The 18277-nt window shown below is 68.4% G+C and carries 14 protein-coding genes and 1 pseudogene; 6 read left to right on the forward strand and 9 right to left on the reverse strand.

Annotated elements, in window-relative coordinates; all coding sequences use genetic code 11:
- Positions 1–49: 49 nt before the first annotated feature.
- From VGW35_10920 to VGW35_10960, 9 genes are all read right to left on the reverse strand, one after another.
- Positions 50–1024 (reverse strand): branched-chain amino acid ABC transporter permease, encoded by a 975-nt coding sequence (locus tag VGW35_10920; protein HEV8308169.1) that lies wholly within the window; start codon positions 1022–1024, stop codon positions 50–52.
- A gap of 17 nt (positions 1025–1041) precedes the next feature.
- Complete coding sequence (locus VGW35_10925) at positions 1042–1920, reverse strand: branched-chain amino acid ABC transporter permease (protein ID HEV8308170.1); 879 nt, start codon at positions 1918–1920, stop codon at positions 1042–1044.
- A gap of 65 nt (positions 1921–1985) precedes the next feature.
- The gene (locus tag VGW35_10930; protein HEV8308171.1) at positions 1986–3197 is read right to left on the reverse strand and encodes an ABC transporter substrate-binding protein; all 1212 of its coding nucleotides are present in this window, start codon (positions 3195–3197) and stop codon (positions 1986–1988) included.
- A gap of 34 nt (positions 3198–3231) precedes the next feature.
- Positions 3232–3978 (reverse strand): ABC transporter ATP-binding protein, encoded by a 747-nt coding sequence (locus VGW35_10935; protein ID HEV8308172.1) that lies wholly within the window; start codon positions 3976–3978, stop codon positions 3232–3234.
- A gap of 168 nt (positions 3979–4146) precedes the next feature.
- Positions 4147–4902 (reverse strand): ABC transporter ATP-binding protein, encoded by a 756-nt coding sequence (locus tag VGW35_10940; protein ID HEV8308173.1) that lies wholly within the window; start codon positions 4900–4902, stop codon positions 4147–4149.
- A 130-nt stretch (positions 4903–5032) separates the two neighbouring features.
- Positions 5033–5881, reverse strand: a complete 849-nt coding sequence (locus VGW35_10945) for a carbohydrate ABC transporter permease (GenBank protein HEV8308174.1) — start codon at positions 5879–5881, stop codon at positions 5033–5035.
- Positions 5882–5916: 35 nt separating this feature from the next.
- Complete coding sequence (locus VGW35_10950) at positions 5917–6861, reverse strand: sugar ABC transporter permease (GenBank protein ID HEV8308175.1); 945 nt, start codon at positions 6859–6861, stop codon at positions 5917–5919.
- An 83-nt stretch (positions 6862–6944) separates the two neighbouring features.
- Entirely contained in the window at positions 6945–8285 is a 1341-nt protein-coding gene (locus VGW35_10955; protein ID HEV8308176.1) for an ABC transporter substrate-binding protein, read from the reverse strand.
- A 91-nt stretch (positions 8286–8376) separates the two neighbouring features.
- Positions 8377–9144 carry an enoyl-CoA hydratase/isomerase family protein gene (locus tag VGW35_10960; protein ID HEV8308177.1) on the reverse strand — a complete coding sequence of 256 codons (768 nt, stop codon included), beginning with the start codon at positions 9142–9144 and terminating at the stop codon, positions 8377–8379.
- Between the two features lie 146 nt (positions 9145–9290).
- On the opposite strand from VGW35_10960, the gene glgB reads away from it, so the two are divergent.
- The 6 genes and pseudogenes from glgB to VGW35_10990 form a co-directional block, all read left to right on the forward strand.
- Complete coding sequence (gene glgB, locus VGW35_10965; protein HEV8308178.1) at positions 9291–11525, forward strand: 1,4-alpha-glucan branching protein GlgB; 2235 nt, start codon at positions 9291–9293, stop codon at positions 11523–11525.
- 310 nt (positions 11526–11835) lie between these two features.
- Positions 11836–12402, forward strand: a complete 567-nt coding sequence (locus VGW35_10970) for a cytochrome P460 family protein (GenBank protein ID HEV8308179.1) — start codon at positions 11836–11838, stop codon at positions 12400–12402.
- Positions 12403–12584: 182 nt separating this feature from the next.
- Positions 12585–14015 (forward strand): annotated as a pseudogene (locus VGW35_10975) (ABC transporter substrate-binding protein).
- Between the two features lie 25 nt (positions 14016–14040).
- Positions 14041–16974 carry a response regulator gene (locus VGW35_10980; protein HEV8308180.1) on the forward strand — a complete coding sequence of 978 codons (2934 nt, stop codon included), beginning with the start codon at positions 14041–14043 and terminating at the stop codon, positions 16972–16974.
- 5 nt (positions 16975–16979) lie between these two features.
- Positions 16980–17351, forward strand: a complete 372-nt coding sequence (locus tag VGW35_10985) for a response regulator (protein HEV8308181.1) — start codon at positions 16980–16982, stop codon at positions 17349–17351.
- The coding region (locus tag VGW35_10990; protein ID HEV8308182.1) for a response regulator at positions 17348–18277 on the forward strand (930 nt) is incomplete at its 3' end. The genes VGW35_10985 and VGW35_10990, both read left to right, overlap by 4 nt.

An 18277-nucleotide genomic window follows, 5' to 3' on the forward strand; every position in this document is an offset into this window, starting at 1 on the left:
CCCCATGTTCGTGGAATTCGGCGGGGGACAAGCCCCCGCCCTACGTCGTTCATAGCGGCTTCTTGAGGATCCGCGCCAGCTCGCCCACGATGCCGCGGCGGAACGTGAGCACGCAGATGACGAAGATGATTCCCTGCACGATGGTGACCCAGGCGCCGAGCTGGGCGAGGTAGTGCTCGAGCGTGACCATGACGAAGGCGCCGACGACGGGCCCGAACACCGTGCCCAGTCCGCCCAAGAGCGTCATCAGCACGACCTCGCCCGACATCGTCCAGTGCACGTCGGTCAGCGAGGCGAGCTGGAAGACGAGGGCCTTGGTGCCACCGGCCAGCCCCGACAGCGCGGCCGAGAGCACGAACGCGACCAGCTTGTACTGGTCGACCTTGTACCCGAGCGACACCGCCCGCGGCTCGTTTTCGCGGATGGCCTTCAGCACCTGGCCCATCGGCGAATGGATGGTGCGGTAGACGAGCAGGAAGCCGCCGAGGAAGATGCCCAGCACGACCCAGTACATCGTCATCGTCTGGCCGAGGTCGAGGACACCGAACATGGTGCCCCGCGGCACCGCCTGGATGCCGTCCTCGCCGCCCGTGAACGGCGCCTGCAGGGCGAAGAAGTAGAGCATCTGGGCCAGAGCCAGGGTGGTCATGGCGAAATAGATGCCCTGGCGCCGGATCGCGATCGCCCCGATGAGCGCCCCCAGCGCGCCGGCCGCCGCGGTCCCGACCAGGATGGCCAGCTCGGGTGGGAAGCCCCAGACCTTGGCCGCGTGGGCGGTCGCGTAGCCGGCCGAGCCCAGGAAGATGGCGTGCCCGAAGGAGAGGAGCCCCACGTAGCCGACCAGCAGGTTGAAGGCGGAGGCGAAGAGGCCGAAGCAGAGGGCCTTCATCAGGAAGACGGGGTAGATGAAGAAGGGCGCGACCAGGAAGAAGGCCACCAGGGCGCCGAAGGCGAGATACTGATAGCTCAGGGTCGCGGGCGTCGTCGCGATCGCGGGCCCGCCCGATGCCTTCGTGGTCGCCATGAGTTCCGTCATCGCTCTCAGGACGCCCGGCCGAACAGACCCGCCGGCTTCAGGAGGAGCACGACGGCCATGATGACGAAGATCACGGTCTTGGACGCCTCCGGGTAGAAGACCTTGGTCAGCCCTTCGACCAGCCCCAGGGCGAAGCCGGTGACGATGGCCCCCATGATCGAGCCCATCCCGCCGATCACGACCACCGCGAAGACGACGATGATGAGGTCGGCCCCCATCAGCGGGCTGACCTGATAGATCGGCGCCGCCAGCACGCCGGCCAGCGCGGCGAGCCCCACGCCGAAGCCGTAGGTCAGCGTGATCATGCGAGGCACGTTCACGCCGAACGCCCGGACCAGGGTGGGGTTCTCGGTGGCGGCGCGCAGGTAGGCGCCGAGCTTGGTGCGCTCGATCACGTACCAGGTGGCGAGACACACGGCGAGCGAGAGGACGACCACCCAGGCCCGGTAGTTGGGCAAGACCATGAAGCCCAGGTTGCGGCCGCCCTGAAGCTCCGCGGGGATGAGATACGGCTGCCCCGACGAGCCGTACTGATTCTGGAACAGGCCCTGGATGACGAGGGCCAGCCCGAAGGTGAGCAGCAAGCCGTAGAGGTGGTCGAGGTGATAGAGGCGCCGCAGCATGGTGCGCTCGAGCAGGATGCCGAGGAGGCCGACGGCCAGAGGGGCCAGGATCAGCGCCCACCAGTAACCCAGGCCCGCGTGGGTGAGCAGGAACCAGGCGGCGAAGGCCCCCATCATGTACTGGGCGCCGTGGGCGAAGTTGATGATGTTGAGCAGGCCGAAGATGACGGCCAGCCCGAGGCTGAGCATGGCGTAGAAGGCCCCGTTGATCAGCCCGAGCAGAAGCTGCCCGAACAGGGCCTGGGGTGGAATGCCGAACATGTGAGGCCGCCCTCACTGGACGCCGCGGGTCGGCCGGGCGGCGCGGCCCGCGGCGGCGCCGGACGCTACTTCTTCACGAGCTCGCAGCCGCCCTGGTCGAGCGGCCGGAAGGCCTCGGCGGCCGGGATCTGCCGGACCATCTTGTAGTAGTCCCACGGCCCCTTGGACGCTTCCGGCGCCTTGACCTCGAAGAGGTACATCGGGTGGATCTTTCGGCCGTCGGCGCGGACCGTCCCCTTGCCGAAGAGCGGGTCGTCGGTCGGCATCTCCTTCATCTTGGCGACCACGGCCTTCCCGTCGGCGTCGCTCTTGGTCTGGGCGAGCGCCTTGAGGTAGTGCGTCACCGCCGCGTAGACGCCGGCCTGGACCATGGTCGGCATCTTGCCGCCGTGCCGCTCGGCGAACTTCTTGGACCAGGCGCGGGTCTGGTCGTTCAGGTCCCAGTAGAACGATTCGGTGAGCTGGAGTCCCTGGGCCGTCTTGAGGCCCAGCGAGTGGATGTCGGTGATGAAGATCAGGAGGCCGGCGAGCTTCTGGCCGCCCTTGACGATTCCGAACTCGGCGGCCTGCTTGATGGCGTTGATCGTGTCGCCCCCCGCGTTGGCCAGCCCGATGACCTTGGCCTTGGAGGCCTGGGCCTGCAAGAGGAACGACGAGAAGTCCGACGTCTCCAGCGGATGGCGGACCGCGCCGAGGACCTTGCCTCCGTTGGCCTTGACGACCGCCGAGGTGTCGCGCTCGAGCGCATGGCCGAAGGCGTAGTCGGCGGTCAGGAAGAACCAGGTGTCGCCGCCCGCCTTCACGACCGCGTTCCCGGTGCCGTTGGCCAGCGCCCAGGTGTCGTATGTCCAGTGGACGCTGTTCGGCGAGCAGGCCTTGCCGCTGAGATCGGAGCTGGCCGCGCCCGAGATCAGGAAGACTTTGTTCTTCTCGCGCACCACCCCGCTCACCGCCAGCGCGACCGAGGAGGTCGGCACGTCCACCACCGCGTCCACCCCGTCGCGGTCGATCCACTGGCGGACGATGCTGGAGCCCACGTCCGGCTTGTCCTGATGATCGGCGAAGACGACCTCGACGGGCGCGCCGGCCACCTTTCCGCCGGCGTCCTCGACGGCCATGCGGGCGGCCAGCACCGAGCCCTGGCCGGTGATGTCGGCATAGAGCCGCGACTGGTCGTTGAGCACGCCGATCTTGATCACGTTGCCCGTGATCTGGGCGTGGGCTGGAGCGGCGACCAGGACGACGGCGAGCAGCCCCAGGATGCGTGCGATCACCATGTCTTCGCCCCTTTCGACGGTTCCCCGGCGGGGATCAGACCCCCAGGTATTCGTGTAGCTCGTCCATGTGAGCGTCGAGCTCGGCGTTGGGGATCATGTCGATCACCCGGCCGTGCTCCATCACGTAGTGACGGTCGGCGACCGTGGCGCCGAAGCGGAAGTTCTGCTCGACCAGCAGGACGGTGAACCCCTCGGCTTTGAGGCGGCGGATGGTGACCCCGATCTGCTGCACGATCACCGGGGCCAGTCCCTCGGTCGGCTCGTCCAGCAGCAGGAGCCGGGCGCCGGTGCGCAGGATGCGGCCGATGGCCAGCATCTGCTGCTCGCCGCCCGAGAGCTTGGTCCCCTGGCTCCGCAGCCGCTCCTTGAGGTTCGGAAACAGACCGTAGACGGCCTCGATCGAGAGCCCGCCCGGACGGACCCGGGGCGGCAGCAGCAGGTTCTCCTCGACGTTGAGGCTCGCGAAGATGCCGCGCTCTTCCGGGCAGAAGGCGATGCCGAGCCGGGCGATCCGGTTGCTGGGGAGCCCGATCAGCTCCTGGCCCTCGAAGCGCACCGTGCCGCGGCGCTTGGCGACGATCCCCATGATCGACTTCAGGGTCGTGGTCTTGCCGGCGCCGTTCCGGCCGAGGAGCGTCACCACCTCCCCGGGATGGATCTCGAAGTCGACGCCGTGCAGGATGTGCGACTCGCCGTACCAGGCGTGGAGGTCCTTCACCACGAGGAGCGGGGCGTCCGCCCGCGGCAGCCCGGTCGCCGACGCCGGGGCCACGGGCGTCACGCGCCCGGCGACTTCAGCCCCCGTGAACGAACCGCCAGGGGGACGGCTCTCATGCTCGGTCATAACCGCCCAGCATCTGTTGTTCCATTCCGACCGGCGGCTTCGCCGCCGCAACCCCTCCTCGGGGGAGGTCCCGGAAGGGGGCCGTCACGGCCCCCTCCGGTGACTTCAGGCATGGGCCGACCCCATGTAGGCCTCGATCACCGCCGGGTTCCGCGACACGCTGGCGTAGTCGCCTTCGGCGAGGATCTCCCCGCGGGCCAGCACGGTGATGATGTGCGAAAGGTGTTCGACGACACTCAGGTTGTGCTCGACCATGAGCACCGTGCGGTTCTCGGCGACCTGCTTGATGAGCGCCGCGATGCGGTCGATGTCCTCGTGGCCCATCCCGGCGGTGGGCTCGTCGAGCAGCAGGGTCTCGGGCTCCAGAGCCAGGGTGGTGGCGATCTCGAGCGCCCGCTTGCGGCCGTACGGCAACTCGACCGCCGTAGTGCCGCTGAAGGCGGCCAGCCCGACCGCGTCCAGCAGCTCCCGGGCCCGGTCGTTGAAGCGGTCCAGGACTTTCTGGGAGCGCCAGAAATCGAAGGAGCCGCCGCGCTGGCGCTGGAGGGCAATGCGCACGTTTTCCAGGACCGTGAGGTACGGGAAGACGGCCGAGATCTGAAACGAGCGGACCAGGCCCAGCCGCGCGATGTCGGCCGGCCGGGCTCTGGTGATCTCGCGGCCCTTGTACACGATCCGTCCGCGCGAAGGCGTCAGGAACTTCGTCAGCAGGTTGAAGCAGGTCGTCTTGCCGGCCCCGTTGGGGCCGATCAGGGCGTGAATGGTGCCGCGGCGGATGCGGAGGCTGACGTTGTTGACGGCCACGAATCCCCGGAATTCCTTGGTGAGGCCCTCGGTCTCGAGCACGATGTCGGTCGCCACGTGACTCGCTTCCTGTCGGTGAGGGGACCCGGCCGGGCCTGGCGGCAGGCTGGCGCGTCCAGTCCAGCGTCCACATGATAGTGAGGGGTCCTCGGGAAGACAAGGGGGACTCGGCGCCCGCGGGATCCGCCTACTTGATGGCCCCCATCGTGAAGCCCGCGATGAACCGGTCCACGAAGAAGTTGTAGACGATGGCAATGGGCACGCTCGCGATGAAGCACCCCGCCATGAGCGAGCCCCAGAAGTAGACGTCGCCGTGGACCAGGAACGTCGGAACCCCCACGCTCACCGTGTACTGGGAGACCGGGGAGATGAAGGTGAGGGCGTAGACGAACTCCTGCGTCACCAGGGTAAAGGTGAAGATCACCACCGTCAGGATCCCGGCCACCGAGATGGGCACCACCACCCGCACGAAGGCCCCGAACCGGCTCAGCCCATCGATCAGCGCCGCCTCCTCCAGGTCGCGCGGGATCGCCTTGAAGAACCCCATGAGGAGCCAGGTCGAGAATGGGACCGTGAACGACGGATAGACCACCACCAGGGACCAGAGCGAGTCCTGGAGGCCGAGCGTCGCCACGACGCGGGAGAGCGGGATGAAGAGGAGTGTCGGAGGGACCAGGTACGTGAGGAAGATGGCGATGCCGAGCCGCTCGCCGGTCCGTCCGGTCAGGCGGGCCAGCGCATAGCCGGCCGGGAGCGCCAGCAGCAAGGTGATGCCCACCACCAGCACGCCGACCAGGAGCGTGTTGAAGAGCCAGCGCCCATACAGGGTGTCGTGGAAGAGGATCCGGACATGCTCGAGCGTCGGTGGGAGATTGAAGATGAACGGATTGGCGTCCCGGTTCATGAGGTCCGGCGTCTGCTTGAAGGTGGTGATGAGCATCCAGTAGAACGGGAAGGCCGCGAACACGGCGAATGCCGCCAGGAGCGCGGCCGAGACCGCCCGCGTCGCCCAGCGCCCGAGCCTGCCCGGCGTCATGTCAGGTCACCTCGCTGCGCCGGGCGCCCATGCTCTCAGATCACCTCGCTGCGCCGGGCGATGCGCAGCATCGCGATGGCGGCCGCCACGAGCAGCGGGAAGAGGAAGAGCGAGATGGCCGCGCCCTCGCCGAGGTCCCCCGCCGCGATGCCCGTGAAGAAGGCGAGCGTCGACAGGACCTGGGTCGTATCGTAGGGGCCGCCGCGCGTCAGGACATAGATCACGATCATGTCGGTGAAGGCGAAGACCAGGCCGAACAGCCCGGCCACCAGCATGACGGGGCGGATCAGCGGCAGCGTGATCCGGAAGTGCTTTCGCCAGGGGCCGGCGCCGTCCACGGCGGCGGCGTCGTGGATCTCCTGAGGGATGGCGCCGAGGCCGGCCAGCAGGACCACGGTGGCCAGCGGGAGGATGCGCCACACCTGGATCGTGATGATGGACCCCATGGCCAGGGTAGGCACGCCCAGCCACATGAAGCCCCCGTCACGGCCCACCAGGCCCAGCGCCCACAGCGTCCAGTTGATCACGCTGTAAGTCGAGTCCAGAATCCAGAGCCAGCCGATGGTCCCCAGCGAGATCGGCGCCACCCATGGGAGGAGGATGAGGAGCCGGATCAGCCACTTCCCCGGGAACTTCTTCATCAGCAGGAGCGCCAGCACGTTGGCCAGGATCAACACCAGCACCTGGGAGATGATGGCGAAGACGAAGGTGTTCTTGAGCGACGTCCGGAACTTCGGGGTCTCGAGGATGGCCGAGAAGTGCTGGAGTCCCACGAAGTTGAGGCTCCGGCTGCCCAGGGTGATGTCGCTCACGCTGTAGTAGAGGGCCAGGAAGAAGGGGAACCCCACCAGCAGGATGATGTAGAGGACGGCCGGGGCGAGCATGAGACGCCCCAGCCACCGCTCGTTGTCGAGCAGGAGGCTCAGGCGGCGACGCCGAGCCTGGCGCGCCGCCACGGCGCCGCGTTCGAGGATGGCCATCTTCTGGATGCGTGACGCGGCGGGAGGCCCCAGCGCGGAGCCTCCCGCCAGCCGGCGAACGGGTTCAGTTCGGGCGGGTCAGTCTAGACGAGCCCCTTCTCCTTCCACTTGCCGTAGATCCGCTTGCAGGCCGCCACGGCCTCCTTGAGGGCCTCCTCGGGGGTGGCCGCGCCGCTGGCCGCCTTGGCGAACATGACGTTCAGCACCCAGGTGTTGTAGATCTCGTCGATGGCCGCGTTGGCGTAGCCCGGGTAGCCGACGTTGGTCGCCCACTCCAGCACGTCCTCCAGCACCTTGTACTTGTCCGGCGGGTGGGCGTTCTTGTCGCTCCCGATCAGCTTCTTGAGGTCGGTCACCGTCTTCGGGTAGCACGGGAAGTCGTAGAACTCGCCGGCGACGAAGGCGGTCCCGAAGTTCGACACGTAGTCGACCAGGAATTTCTTGGCTCCCTCGACGTTCTCGGCGAACTTCCAGATGACGTAGCAATCCATGACGTGCTCGAGGCCGATGGCCCGCACCGGCCCTTTGAGCGCCTTCGTCAACTGGATCTTCTTCGAGATGTCCGGGTTCTCCTTCTCAGCCGTGCGGGTGATCGAGATGGCGTTGAGGGCCAGGGAGATCTTGCCGGCGATCATGGCCCGGTTGTTGGACGAGGCATCCCACGTGAAGACCTCGGGCGTCATCGTCTCCTCGAACAGGGCCTTGACGAACTTGATGGCGTCCAGGGTGTTCTTGGACTCGAGGGTCAGGTTGCCCTCGGCATCCTGCTCGTGGGATCCGTGGGAGTACATGATGGTCCGCATGGCCATGGCGGTGTCGATCTCCTGGGCCAGACCGATCCCCACCGGGTTTCCCAGCTGCTTCTTGATCTTGGCGCCGCCCTGACGCACGTCGTCCCAGGATGCCGGACCCTTGGCCATGCCGATCTGGGCGAACAGGTCCTGGCGATAGTTCACCGGGTCCGGAGTGAAGGACGGCGAGAATGCGAAGTACTTCTTGGTCTTCGGGTTGTAGGTGCTCTTGACCGCCAGGTCGATCGGCTTCCCGAACTTCCGCTCGCACTCCTGGGCCACGTCCTTCATGTCCACGGTCTGCTCTTCGAGGGCCGGCGGCGGCCAGTTGAACAGGAAGAGGTCGTGGCCCTTCTGGGCTCCCACTTCGGCGGCCGCCCGGGCGCTCAGGCCGGCGATGCCGATGTTGTCGACGGTGACCTGGGTGTCGTTCTTCTCGCCCCACTCCTTGATGTACTTCTTGTTGAACCACTCGTCGTAGGCGGGGACGAAGTGCACCCATTGCAGGATCTTGAGGGTCTTGGCGGCCTGGGCCCGCCCCGGCACGATGATGTTGGCGCCGAGCCCGGTGGCCAGCGCCCCGGCGCCCGCCACCTTGATGAAGTCTCGCCGATTCACGCCTCGCTTCGCCATGGGGGATCCCTCCTTTGAAGACGCGTGTCGCTGGGCCGCGGGAACCTCGCCGTGGAGCGTGCCCCGATTGTATGCCGCCGCCCGGGGCCGTTCAAGGCCGGGCCGGGGGGGGGTGGTAGCGCGGCTCACGCTTCTCATCCCACGCCCGGTTGGCCTCGCGGAGGTCCCACGATTGCATGCACGCCATCTGGGCCGCCACGACGTCGTCGATCATGGCCCGCGGGTCGGCGTGGAACGAGGCCTGGAGCAGGCGCTTCGTGTGCCGGGCCGCCGTCGGCGCCCCCTCCAGGCACTTCTCGAGGATCCGGGCCAGCGCGGCGTCGAACTCGCCGGGCGCCGCCATCCAGTTCACCAGACCGATCGCCGCCGCGGTCTCGGCCGAAACTTGATCGTTCAGCAGCGCCAGCTCCTTGGCCCGGCCGAGCCCGATGACCCGGGCCAGGCGCAGCACGGCGCCGTCGGGGATGAGGCCGTGGCGCGTCGCCCCCAGGCCCAGCACGGCGTCCGAGGCGCACAGCCGGAGGTCGCAGGCGAGGGCGAGCTGGAGGCCGCCGCCGAGGCAGTAGCCGCGGATGGCCGCGACGACGAGCTTCCCCATGTCCTCCAGGCAGTTGAGGGCCCGGATCCAGTGGCGGAAGAACGGCTCGCCGATGTTCCCCGCCGAGAGCGCGGTGCGATCCATTCCGGAGGAGAAGGCCCGCCCCTCGCCGGAGACCACCAGGACCGAGGCGTCGGGGTCGCGCTCGGCCAGCTCCACGGCGGCCGCCAGCTCCTCGGCCAGGGGCGTGTCGAGCGCGTTCAGCACGCGCGGGCGCGTCAGGGTGACCCAGCCGACGCCGCTCTCCGTGCGGTAGCGCACACGAGCGCCCTCGAGCTGCACGGCCCCAGCATACCACCGTGATGCCGGGGGCTCGGCGGGCGGCGAGAGCGGCGCCGCGGTCCCGATCGGGCGGCGAGTTGACGGCGACGGCCGAGCCGGCGAGACTTGAAGGAGCGGCGAGGAACGTGCAGTCCAGAAGCCAGTCCGCAGGTCCGTCCGGTGCCGAGATCGAGGCGGTCGTCCGGGGCGAGCACGACGACCCCTTCGGCCTCCTGGGGCCCCACCTCGTCCAGACCGAGGCGGGGCCGGCGGTGGCCGTGCGGGCCTTCCTGCCGGCCGCCCGCGCGGTGAAGGTCCTCCCCCGCGACGGTGCCGTCGCCCCCCAGCCGATGGAGCGACTCCATCCCGACGGGTTCTTCGAAACCCTCTTTCCCGGGGTGGGCACGCTCTTCGCGTACCGGCTCGAGGTCGCCGATCACCAGGGAGGCGTGGCGGCGGTCGAGGACCCGTATCGGTTCTTGCCCGTCCTCTCCGACTTCGACCTCTATTTGCTCGGCGAAGGGACGCACTACAAGGCGTACGAGAAGCTGGGAGCGCACCCCCGCGTCGTCGACGGCGTCCGGGGCGTCGCCTTCGCCGTCTGGGCCCCCAACGCGCGGCGGGTCAGCGTGGTCGGCGACTTCAACCAGTGGGACGGCCGCCGCCACCCCATGCGGCTCCACCCGGGCAACGGCATCTGGGAGATCTTCGTCCCCGGCCTCGGTGAAGGAGAGCGCTACAAGTTCGAGATCCTCGCCCGCGGAGGCGGCCTCCTCGCCCTGAAGTCCGACCCGTACGCCTTCACGTTCGAGGCGGAGACCCCCCGCACCGCCTCCGTCGTCGCCTCGCTGGAGGGCTATCGCTGGGGCGACGGCGCCTGGATGGCCGAGCGCGAGCGGCGGAACGCGCTGGACAGCCCCATGGCGACCTACGAGGTGCACCTGGGCTCCTGGATGCGCGTCCCCGAGGAGGGGAACCGGTTTCTCACCTATCGCGAGCTGGCCCAGAAGCTGGGGGCCTACGTCCGGGAGCTGGGCTTCACCCACGTGGAGCTCCTGCCGGTCATGGAACATCCGTTCTACGGCTCCTGGGGCTATCAGGTCCTGGGATACTTCGCGCCGACCCGTCGCTACGGCAGTCCCCACGACTTCATGGCCTTCGTCGATCAGCTCCACCAGCAGGGCATCGGCGTCATCCTCGACTGGGTCCCGGCCCACTTCCCCCGGGATCCCCACGGCCCCGTCTACTTCGACGGCACCCACCTCTACGAGCACGCCGACCCGCGGCTGGGCGAGCACCCGGACTGGGGGACCCTCGTCTTCAACTACGGGCGGAACGAGGTCGCCAACTTTCTCCTCGGGAACGCACTGTTCTGGCTCGACCGCTACCACATCGATGGGCTCCGGGTCGACGCGGTCGCCTCGATGCTCTACCTCGACTACTCGCGAAAGCCCGGTGAGTGGATCCCGAACCGCTTCGGCGGGAACGAGAACCTCGAGGCAATCGCCTTCCTCAAGCGCTTCAACGAGGTCGTCTATCAGGGCCCCGGCCGGATCACCGTGGCCGAAGAGTCGACCTCCTGGCCCATGGTCTCCCGCCCCACCTACGTGGGCGGCCTGGGCTTCGGCTTCAAGTGGAACATGGGATGGATGCACGATCTCCTGGACTACATGAGCCGGGACCCCGTCCACCGCAAGTACCACCACAACCAGTTGACCTTCGGGCTGCTCTACGCCTGGCACGAGAACTTCATCCTGCCCCTCTCGCACGACGAGGTGGTCCACGGCAAGGGATCGCTCTATCAGAAGATGCCGGGCGACGACTGGCAGAAGTTCGCCAACCTGCGGGCCTTCTACGCCTTCATGTACGGATACCCCGGCAAGAAGCTCCTCTTCATGGGGTGCGAGTTCGGCCAGACGCGCGAGTGGAACCACGATGCGAGCCTCGACTGGCACCTGCTGGGGATGGGTCCCTATCATCGCGGGCTGAAGACGTTCATCGGGGACCTGAACCGGCTGTACGCGGCCGAACCGGCTCTCCACCAGGTCGACTTCCATCCCTCCGGCTTCCAGTGGGTCGACTGCAGCGACTGGGAGCAGGGGGTCGTGTCCTTCGTCCGCCGGGCCAAGGATCCCGCCGACTTCGTCCTCGTGGTGTCGAACTTCACGCCGGTTCCCCGCCATGCCTATCGCGTGGGCGCGCCGGTCCCGGGATATTACCGGGAGCTGCTCAACACCGACGCCGCGGCCTACGGAGGCGGCAACCTGGGGAACGCCGGCGGGGTGTGGGCCGAGCCGACCCCCTGGCAAGGGCAGCCCTGGTCGCTGACCCTCACCCTGCCGCCCCTCGCCACCCTCGTCCTGCAGCCCGCCCGCGGCTAACCGGGCGCGCCCGGCGGTGAATCCGGTCCGACCGGCCCGGCTCGTCCTAGGGGGGGCTGTCAGGGTAACAGGCGCCACGCGTATACCAGCCGCTCACGATTGGTGGCCCGCTCTGAGCGCGGGCTTCGCCCGCGGGCCCACCCACCCATCCCGAGAGGTGGGGGGAGGTCTCGGAGGGGGCCGCCGAGGCCCCCTCTGAAGAAACTAGCGCGGTCCAGCCACCAAAGCGCGTTGACACGCGTGATCCGGCTGGCATAGAGTCGGCCCTGACCAGGACATCTCGTCGGGCTGGTCGGCTGGAGAGGCTGCGATGCGCCTGGCTCGGTTCCTCGAACGAGACCGTGCGGGTGGCGAGCGCCGGTGCTCACGGGCGGGAGCCCTGGTCGCCACCGGCCTCGTGCTGGCCGCCGCCCTCGCCGTGGCGGGGCCCGAGAAGGTCAGCTTTCCCTCCGGGTACAGTTCGCACCGGCCCTATTTGACGGTGGATCGCCCGTTCAACGACACGGTCCGCGCGATGTACGCCTCCCCGGAGGCGGCCGAGTCGGCGCGCGTGCGCCGGCCGCTGCCGAGCGGCACCGTCCTCACCATGGAGGTCTACAAGGCGAAGCGCGATGACCAGGGCAAGCCGCTCAAGGATGCCAGCGGCCGCTTCGTCCGGGGCGACCTGGTCACCATCATGGTCATGGAGAAGCGCGCCGGCTGGGGAGCCGAGTATCCGGCAGAGATCCGGAACGGCGAATGGGAGTATGCGCAGTTCGCGCCGGACGGCACCCGCCACCAGCCGGCCGACTCGAAGCCGTGTCTCTCGTGCCACCTGCGGATGAGCCGGCAGGACTTCGTCTTCTCGCTGCCGCAGCTCGCGGCGGCGCCGAAATGACAAGCCCCGGAGGATCGACCATGCGAAGCCTCGTCATCAGCGGCCTCGTTCTCGCGATAGGTGTCTTCGACCCCGCCGCCGCGCTCGCCCAGAAGGGTTCGCCGCCGCGAGGGGAGCTGCGGGTGGTGGACAAGAGCCCGTTCAACTGGGTCTGGATCACGCTGAACGTCTTCGAGCACCTGATGGAGCTCGACAAGGATGGGAAGCTGGTGCCCCGGCTGGCCACCGGCTGGCGGTGGATCGACGACCGTACGCTGGAGGTCAAGCTGCGGCAAGGGGTGAAGTTCCACAACGGCGAAGCCTTCAGTGCGGACATCGTCAAGCTCAACTGGGACCAGAACTTCCGCCTCCGGCAGCCCCACATTCTGGGCCAGTACATGAACTTCAAGCCGGGCTCCCGCCTGGAGAGCGTCGATCCCTACACGGTCCGCTTCGTCTTCCCGGAGCCGGACGGGGGGGCGCTGGCCAAGCTCAGCCTCATGCACATGGGCAACCGCCAGTTCTACCGGGAGCTCGGCTGGGGCGAGCAACACTGGTGAATCATCGACGGCGCCGGCCCGTGGGGCACGGGCCCGTATCGGCTGGTGGAAGGGTTCTCGCTGCCCGAGAAGCGCTCGGACCGCCTCATTCTGGAAGCCAATCCGGGCTACTGGGACAAGAGCCGGCTCCCGAGGGTGAAGCGGATCGTCTTCGACAACACGCTGAGCCAGAAGGACGCGGTGGATCTCGTCAAGACCGGCGAAGGCCGGGTGGACCTCGTCACGGGGCTGAGCCCGCTGGAGACGCTGCGGGTCGCCCAGAGCTCGTCCGCCACCGTGGTGAAGAACCGCGGGAGCCTGGAGTCCGTGTTCGGCCGCTTCAACATGCGGAAGACCGGGAGCCCGTGGACGGACGTCCGGCTGCGACGGGCGGCCAACCTGGCCATCAACCGCGCCGACGTCATCCGCTACGCCGCCAACGGGAACGGGATGGTGATTCCGGCCCTGGTGCCGGTCCAGGGCTTCGGGCACGATCCGAGCATCGCTCCCTATCCCTTCGATCCCGGCAAGGCCCGGGAGCTGCTCCGCGAGGCCGCCAATCCCGACGGGCTGGCGATCAGCCTGATCGCCCCCGAGTACCTGGACACTCTGGCCACCGTGGTGAGCAAGATGCTCGAACAGGTCGGCTTCAAGGTGGAGCGTCAGGTGCTCGACACGATCGCCTATAACCGGAAGACCTTCCTGGGCGGGCTCGACCAGCCCGCCGAGCAGCAGCGCTGGGACATCGCGCTCACGGACTGGGTTGACGTGGCGAACTTCTCCCTCTTCGAGCTGTACCACACCATCATGCTCGACGGCGCCCAGGACTGGACCACCGAGCAGCCCGAGCTCCGGTCGCTCTACGAGCGCGCCTTGCGCACGGTCGAGTTGGATCGGCAGCAGGCCCTGGTCCGGCAGATGGAGCAGCACACGGCCGAGCAGGCCTATCTCCTGTTCCTCTACAACCCCATCCAGCTCTACGCGGTCAACAAGGCCGTGCGGTTCGTGCCGCATGTGACCGGGTTCCTCAGCTTCGTCGACACCTCGGTAACCGACCAGCACTGGTCGATGCGGAAGACGGCCGCCAATCGGTGAGCCCGCAGACACCCGGGGGTCGCGCGTGACCGAGCCGCGGCGGCGGTTCTGGCGCGATTTCAGCGTCCAGGCCAAGATGCTGATCATCATCCTGCCGCTGGTCGGCCTCCCGGTGCTGATCCTGGCGGCGGTGGGGTTCGTCGCCTCCAGCGGCGAGGCGGCCAAGGCCAGCACCCGCTACCTCACCCAGCGCGAGGCCGACCTCCGGACCCTGGCCGAGAACCCCGCCATCCCCAACTACGCCAACAACCGCGCCTACGGCCTGGCCGAAGAGGCCGAAGTCGCCCGGCGCGAGCTGGAAGCCTCCCTGAAGCGCTTCGCCGACCGCAGCAACAGCGTCGAGCTGGTCTATCCCGAGGTGCGCTACGTCGACCAGAACGGCGAAGAGATCGCCAAGGTGCTGGAGGGACAGATCCGGAGCGACCGCGGCCAGGTCGCCGACGCGCCCTTCTTCGCCGCGGCCAAGCGTCTGGGCCCCGGTCAAGCCTATCTCTCGCCGGTCGGTCCCCGCATGACGTACGCCATGCCGGTCTACCAGGTGAGCGAGGGGCGTCCCCCCACTTTCCTGGGAGCGGTGGTCCTGGACTTCGTCTACCCGATTCAGGACTTCCAGCGTACCACCGCGGTCATCGGCCGGACCTTCCTGATCATCACCGCCCTCAGCCTGGGCATCGCGCTGTTCCTCACGATCAACCGCGTGCGCCGGCTGACCGACCCCATCCGTCGGCTGGCCGAGGCGGCCAACCTGATCGCCGCCGGTCGGCGCTCCGTCGCCGTCCCGATCGACTCCCGGGACGAGATCGGACGCCTGGCATCCTCCTTCAACGAGATGGCCGCCAGCCTGGAACAGAACGAGACAGCCCTCAAACGGAAGGCCGAGGAGACCCGGACCCTCTACGAGATCGGCCAGGAGATCAGCGCCCAGGTGGCGCTCGAGCCCACTCTCCGGCTGATCGTCGAGCGCGCCCGTGGGCTCTTGCAGGCGGAAGGTTGCACGCTGGCCCTTCGCCGGGAGGGGAGCGACACCTTCGCCATCGAGGCGTTCAGCGGCACCATCACCGAGGGACTGGTCGAGGTGCCGTTCAAGGCGGGGGAGGGCGTGCGAGGGCGCGCGGTGATGACCGCCAGGCCCATCCTGGTCAAAGACTACGTCCGAGAGCACCTCGACAGCCCGTTCCTCGAGCCCGTCCGAGAGGCTGGAACGCGGTCCATGATCGCGGTGCCGCTGAGGGCGCGGGGCGTGGTGATCGGGGTGCTGAACGTCAGCAGCCGGGCTCCCGATCAGTTCCGGGAGGACGACCAGCAGCTCCTGAGCGCGCTGGCCGACCAGGCCGCCATCGCCATCGAGAACGCCCGGCTCTACGAGCAGGTGCGGCGGCACGCCGAGGAGCTCGAGGCCAAGGTCGAAGCGCGGACCCGCGAGCTCCAGGAGGTGAACCGCCGCCTGGAGGCCGCGTCTCAGCACAAGTCGGAGTTCCTGGCCAACATGTCCCACGAGCTCCGCACGCCGCTCAACGCCATCATCGGGTTCACTCGCCTGGTGATGCGGCGCTCCCGGGACGTGCTGCCGGTCAAGCAGTCGGAGAACCTCGAGAAGATCCTCATCAGCGCCGAGCACCTCCTGGGGCTCATCAACGACATCCTCGACCTGTCCAAGATCGAGGCCGGACGGATGGAGGTGCGGCCCACCAGCTTCGAGCTGGGGGCGCTCGTCGACGAGTGTCTCCGCACCGTCGAGCCGATGGTCAGGGGCGAGCGGCTCCAGCTCGCCAAGGCCTTCGACGCCGATCTGCCCCCGCTCTTCACCGACGCCGACAAGCTGAAACAGATCCTCATCAACCTGCTCAGCAACGCGATCAAGTTCACCGAAGCGGGGACGGTCACCGTCAGCGCCCACCGGCGGGACGGCACCCTCATGCTGGCCGTCGCCGACACCGGCATCGGGATCCCGGCCGATGCCCTGGAGCTGATCTTCGAGGAGTTCCGGCAGGTCGACAGCAGCACGACCCGGAAATACGGAGGGACGGGCCTGGGGCTCTCGATCAGCCGCCACTTCGCCCGGCTGCTCGGCGGGGACATCACGGTCGAGAGCGCGGTGGGAACGGGCTCGTCCTTCACCGTCAGCATTCCCATCCGCTACGATGCGGCAGCGTCCAGCCAGATCGGGGAGCCGGCGCCGTCCCCGGCGACGCGGCCCGGCGAGCGCGAGACCGGCAAGGTCGTCCTGGCCATCGACGACGACCCGGACGTCATCTACCTCCTGCGGGAGAACCTCACCGACGCGGGATACCGTGTGGTGGGGGCGTCGAGCGGCGACGAAGGCCTCCGGAAAGCCCGCGAGCTCCGGCCGTTCGCCATCACGCTCGACATCATGATGCCTCACCGGGACGGGTGGGAGGTGCTGCACGAGCTCAAGGCGGACCCGGTGACGAAGGAGATCCCCATCATCGTGATCTCCATCGTGGACAACAAGGACCTGGGCTATCGGCTCGGGGCCTTCGACTATCTCCTCAAGCCGTTCGACCGGGAGGCGGTGGTGGCCGCCCTGACCCGGCTCTCGCCGCCCCAGGGTCGCGTCCTCGTCGTGGACGACGATCCGCAGGTGGTGGATCTGGTGCGCCAGCTCCTGGAAGACGAGCCCTACGAGGTCACGGCCGCCGCCGACGGCGAAGAAGCCCTGGAGGCGGTGGCCCGCCAGCGGCCCGACGTGATCCTGCTGGATCTCCTCATGCCCCGCCTCGACGGCTTCGCCGTCATCGAGCACCTCCAGCAGGATCCGGAGACGCGGCTGATTCCGGTGATCGTCCTCACCGCCAAGACGCTCAGCGCCGCCGAGCGCGCCCTGCTGGACCAGAGCGTCCCCAAGGTGATCCACAAGATGGGACTCCGCCGCGACACCTTCATCCAGGACCTGCGGGACGCGCTGCACGCGTACCGCGACGGCGCGCCCGGGGCATGAGCGCGGTGAGCCGGCGGAAGCGCATCCTCGTGGTCGAGGACGTCGAGTTCAACCGGGACCTGCTCGTACAGCTCCTGGAGGAGGATTACGAGGTGCTCACCGCCACCGATGGCGAGGAGGGCATCCGCCTGGCCGAGCGCGAGCGGCCGGATGCGATCCTCATGGATCTCTCGCTCCCCGGGCTCGACGGGTGGGAGGCGACGCGGCGGATCAAGGCCAACCCGGCGCTCCGCGGCATCCCCATCATCGCGCTCTCGGCTCACGCGATGATGGGCGACGAGGAGAAGGCGCGGCAGAGCGGCTGCGACGATTATCTGAGCAAGCCCCTCAACGAAGACCTGCTGTTCGAGAAGCTGGCCAAGCTCCTCGGCGGATGATGACCCGGCCCTCCAGGATCCTCATCGTCGACGACGAGCCCTTCAACGTCGACTACCTCGAGCAGGAGCTGTCGGACCTCGGCTACGAGACGGTCAGCGCCGCCAACGGCAAGGAGGCGCTGGAACGGGTCGAGGCCGAGGCCCCCGACCTGATCCTGCTCGACGTCATGATGCCCGTCATGGACGGGTTCGCGGTCTGTCGCGCCCTCAAGGCGCACGACGAGACGCGGCTCATCCCCATCGTGATCATGACGGCCCTCGACGGCGTCGACGACCGCATCCGCGGGATCGAGGCGGGCGCCGACGATTTCCTCACCAAGCCCGTCAACCCGCGGGAGCTGATCGCCCGCATCCAGACGGCGCTCCGGCTCAAGCACACGATGGATCGGAAGCTCGGGGAGCTCCGCCGGGTGCGCGATCACTTCGCCAAGTTCGTGCCGGAGGCGGTCAAGCGCCTGGTCTCGGCCAACCCCGAGGCCCCCGAGCTGGCCAAGCGGGAGCGGGACGTCTCGGTGCTCTTCCTCGACATCAGCGGCTACGCCCGGCTCAGCGAGCGGCTGCCGCTGGAGGCGCTCAACACCCTGGTCGAGCGGTACTTCTCGACCTTCCTGGACCGCATCCACGACGCCGGTGGTGACATCAACGAGACCGCCGGCGACGGGTTCATGGCCATCTTCCAGGATGCCGACCGGGAGGCCCACGCCGTCAAGGCCGTGGAGACCGCCCTGGCCCTCCTGGCCGTCACCGAGACCCTGGGCCGGCGGCCCGCGGAGCATCCCCTGGCCGTCCACATGGGGATCAACTCGGGACTGGCCCTGGTCGGGTCGACGCGCTTCGAGGGCCTGCGCGGGACCCGCTGGACATTCACCGCCAGCGGCCCGGTGACCAACCTGGCCGCCCGACTGGCCGGCGCCGCGGCCCCCGGC

The organism is Candidatus Methylomirabilota bacterium, from assembly GCA_036005065.1.
Lineage (GTDB): Bacteria > Methylomirabilota > Methylomirabilia > Rokubacteriales > DASRDR01 > DASYQW01.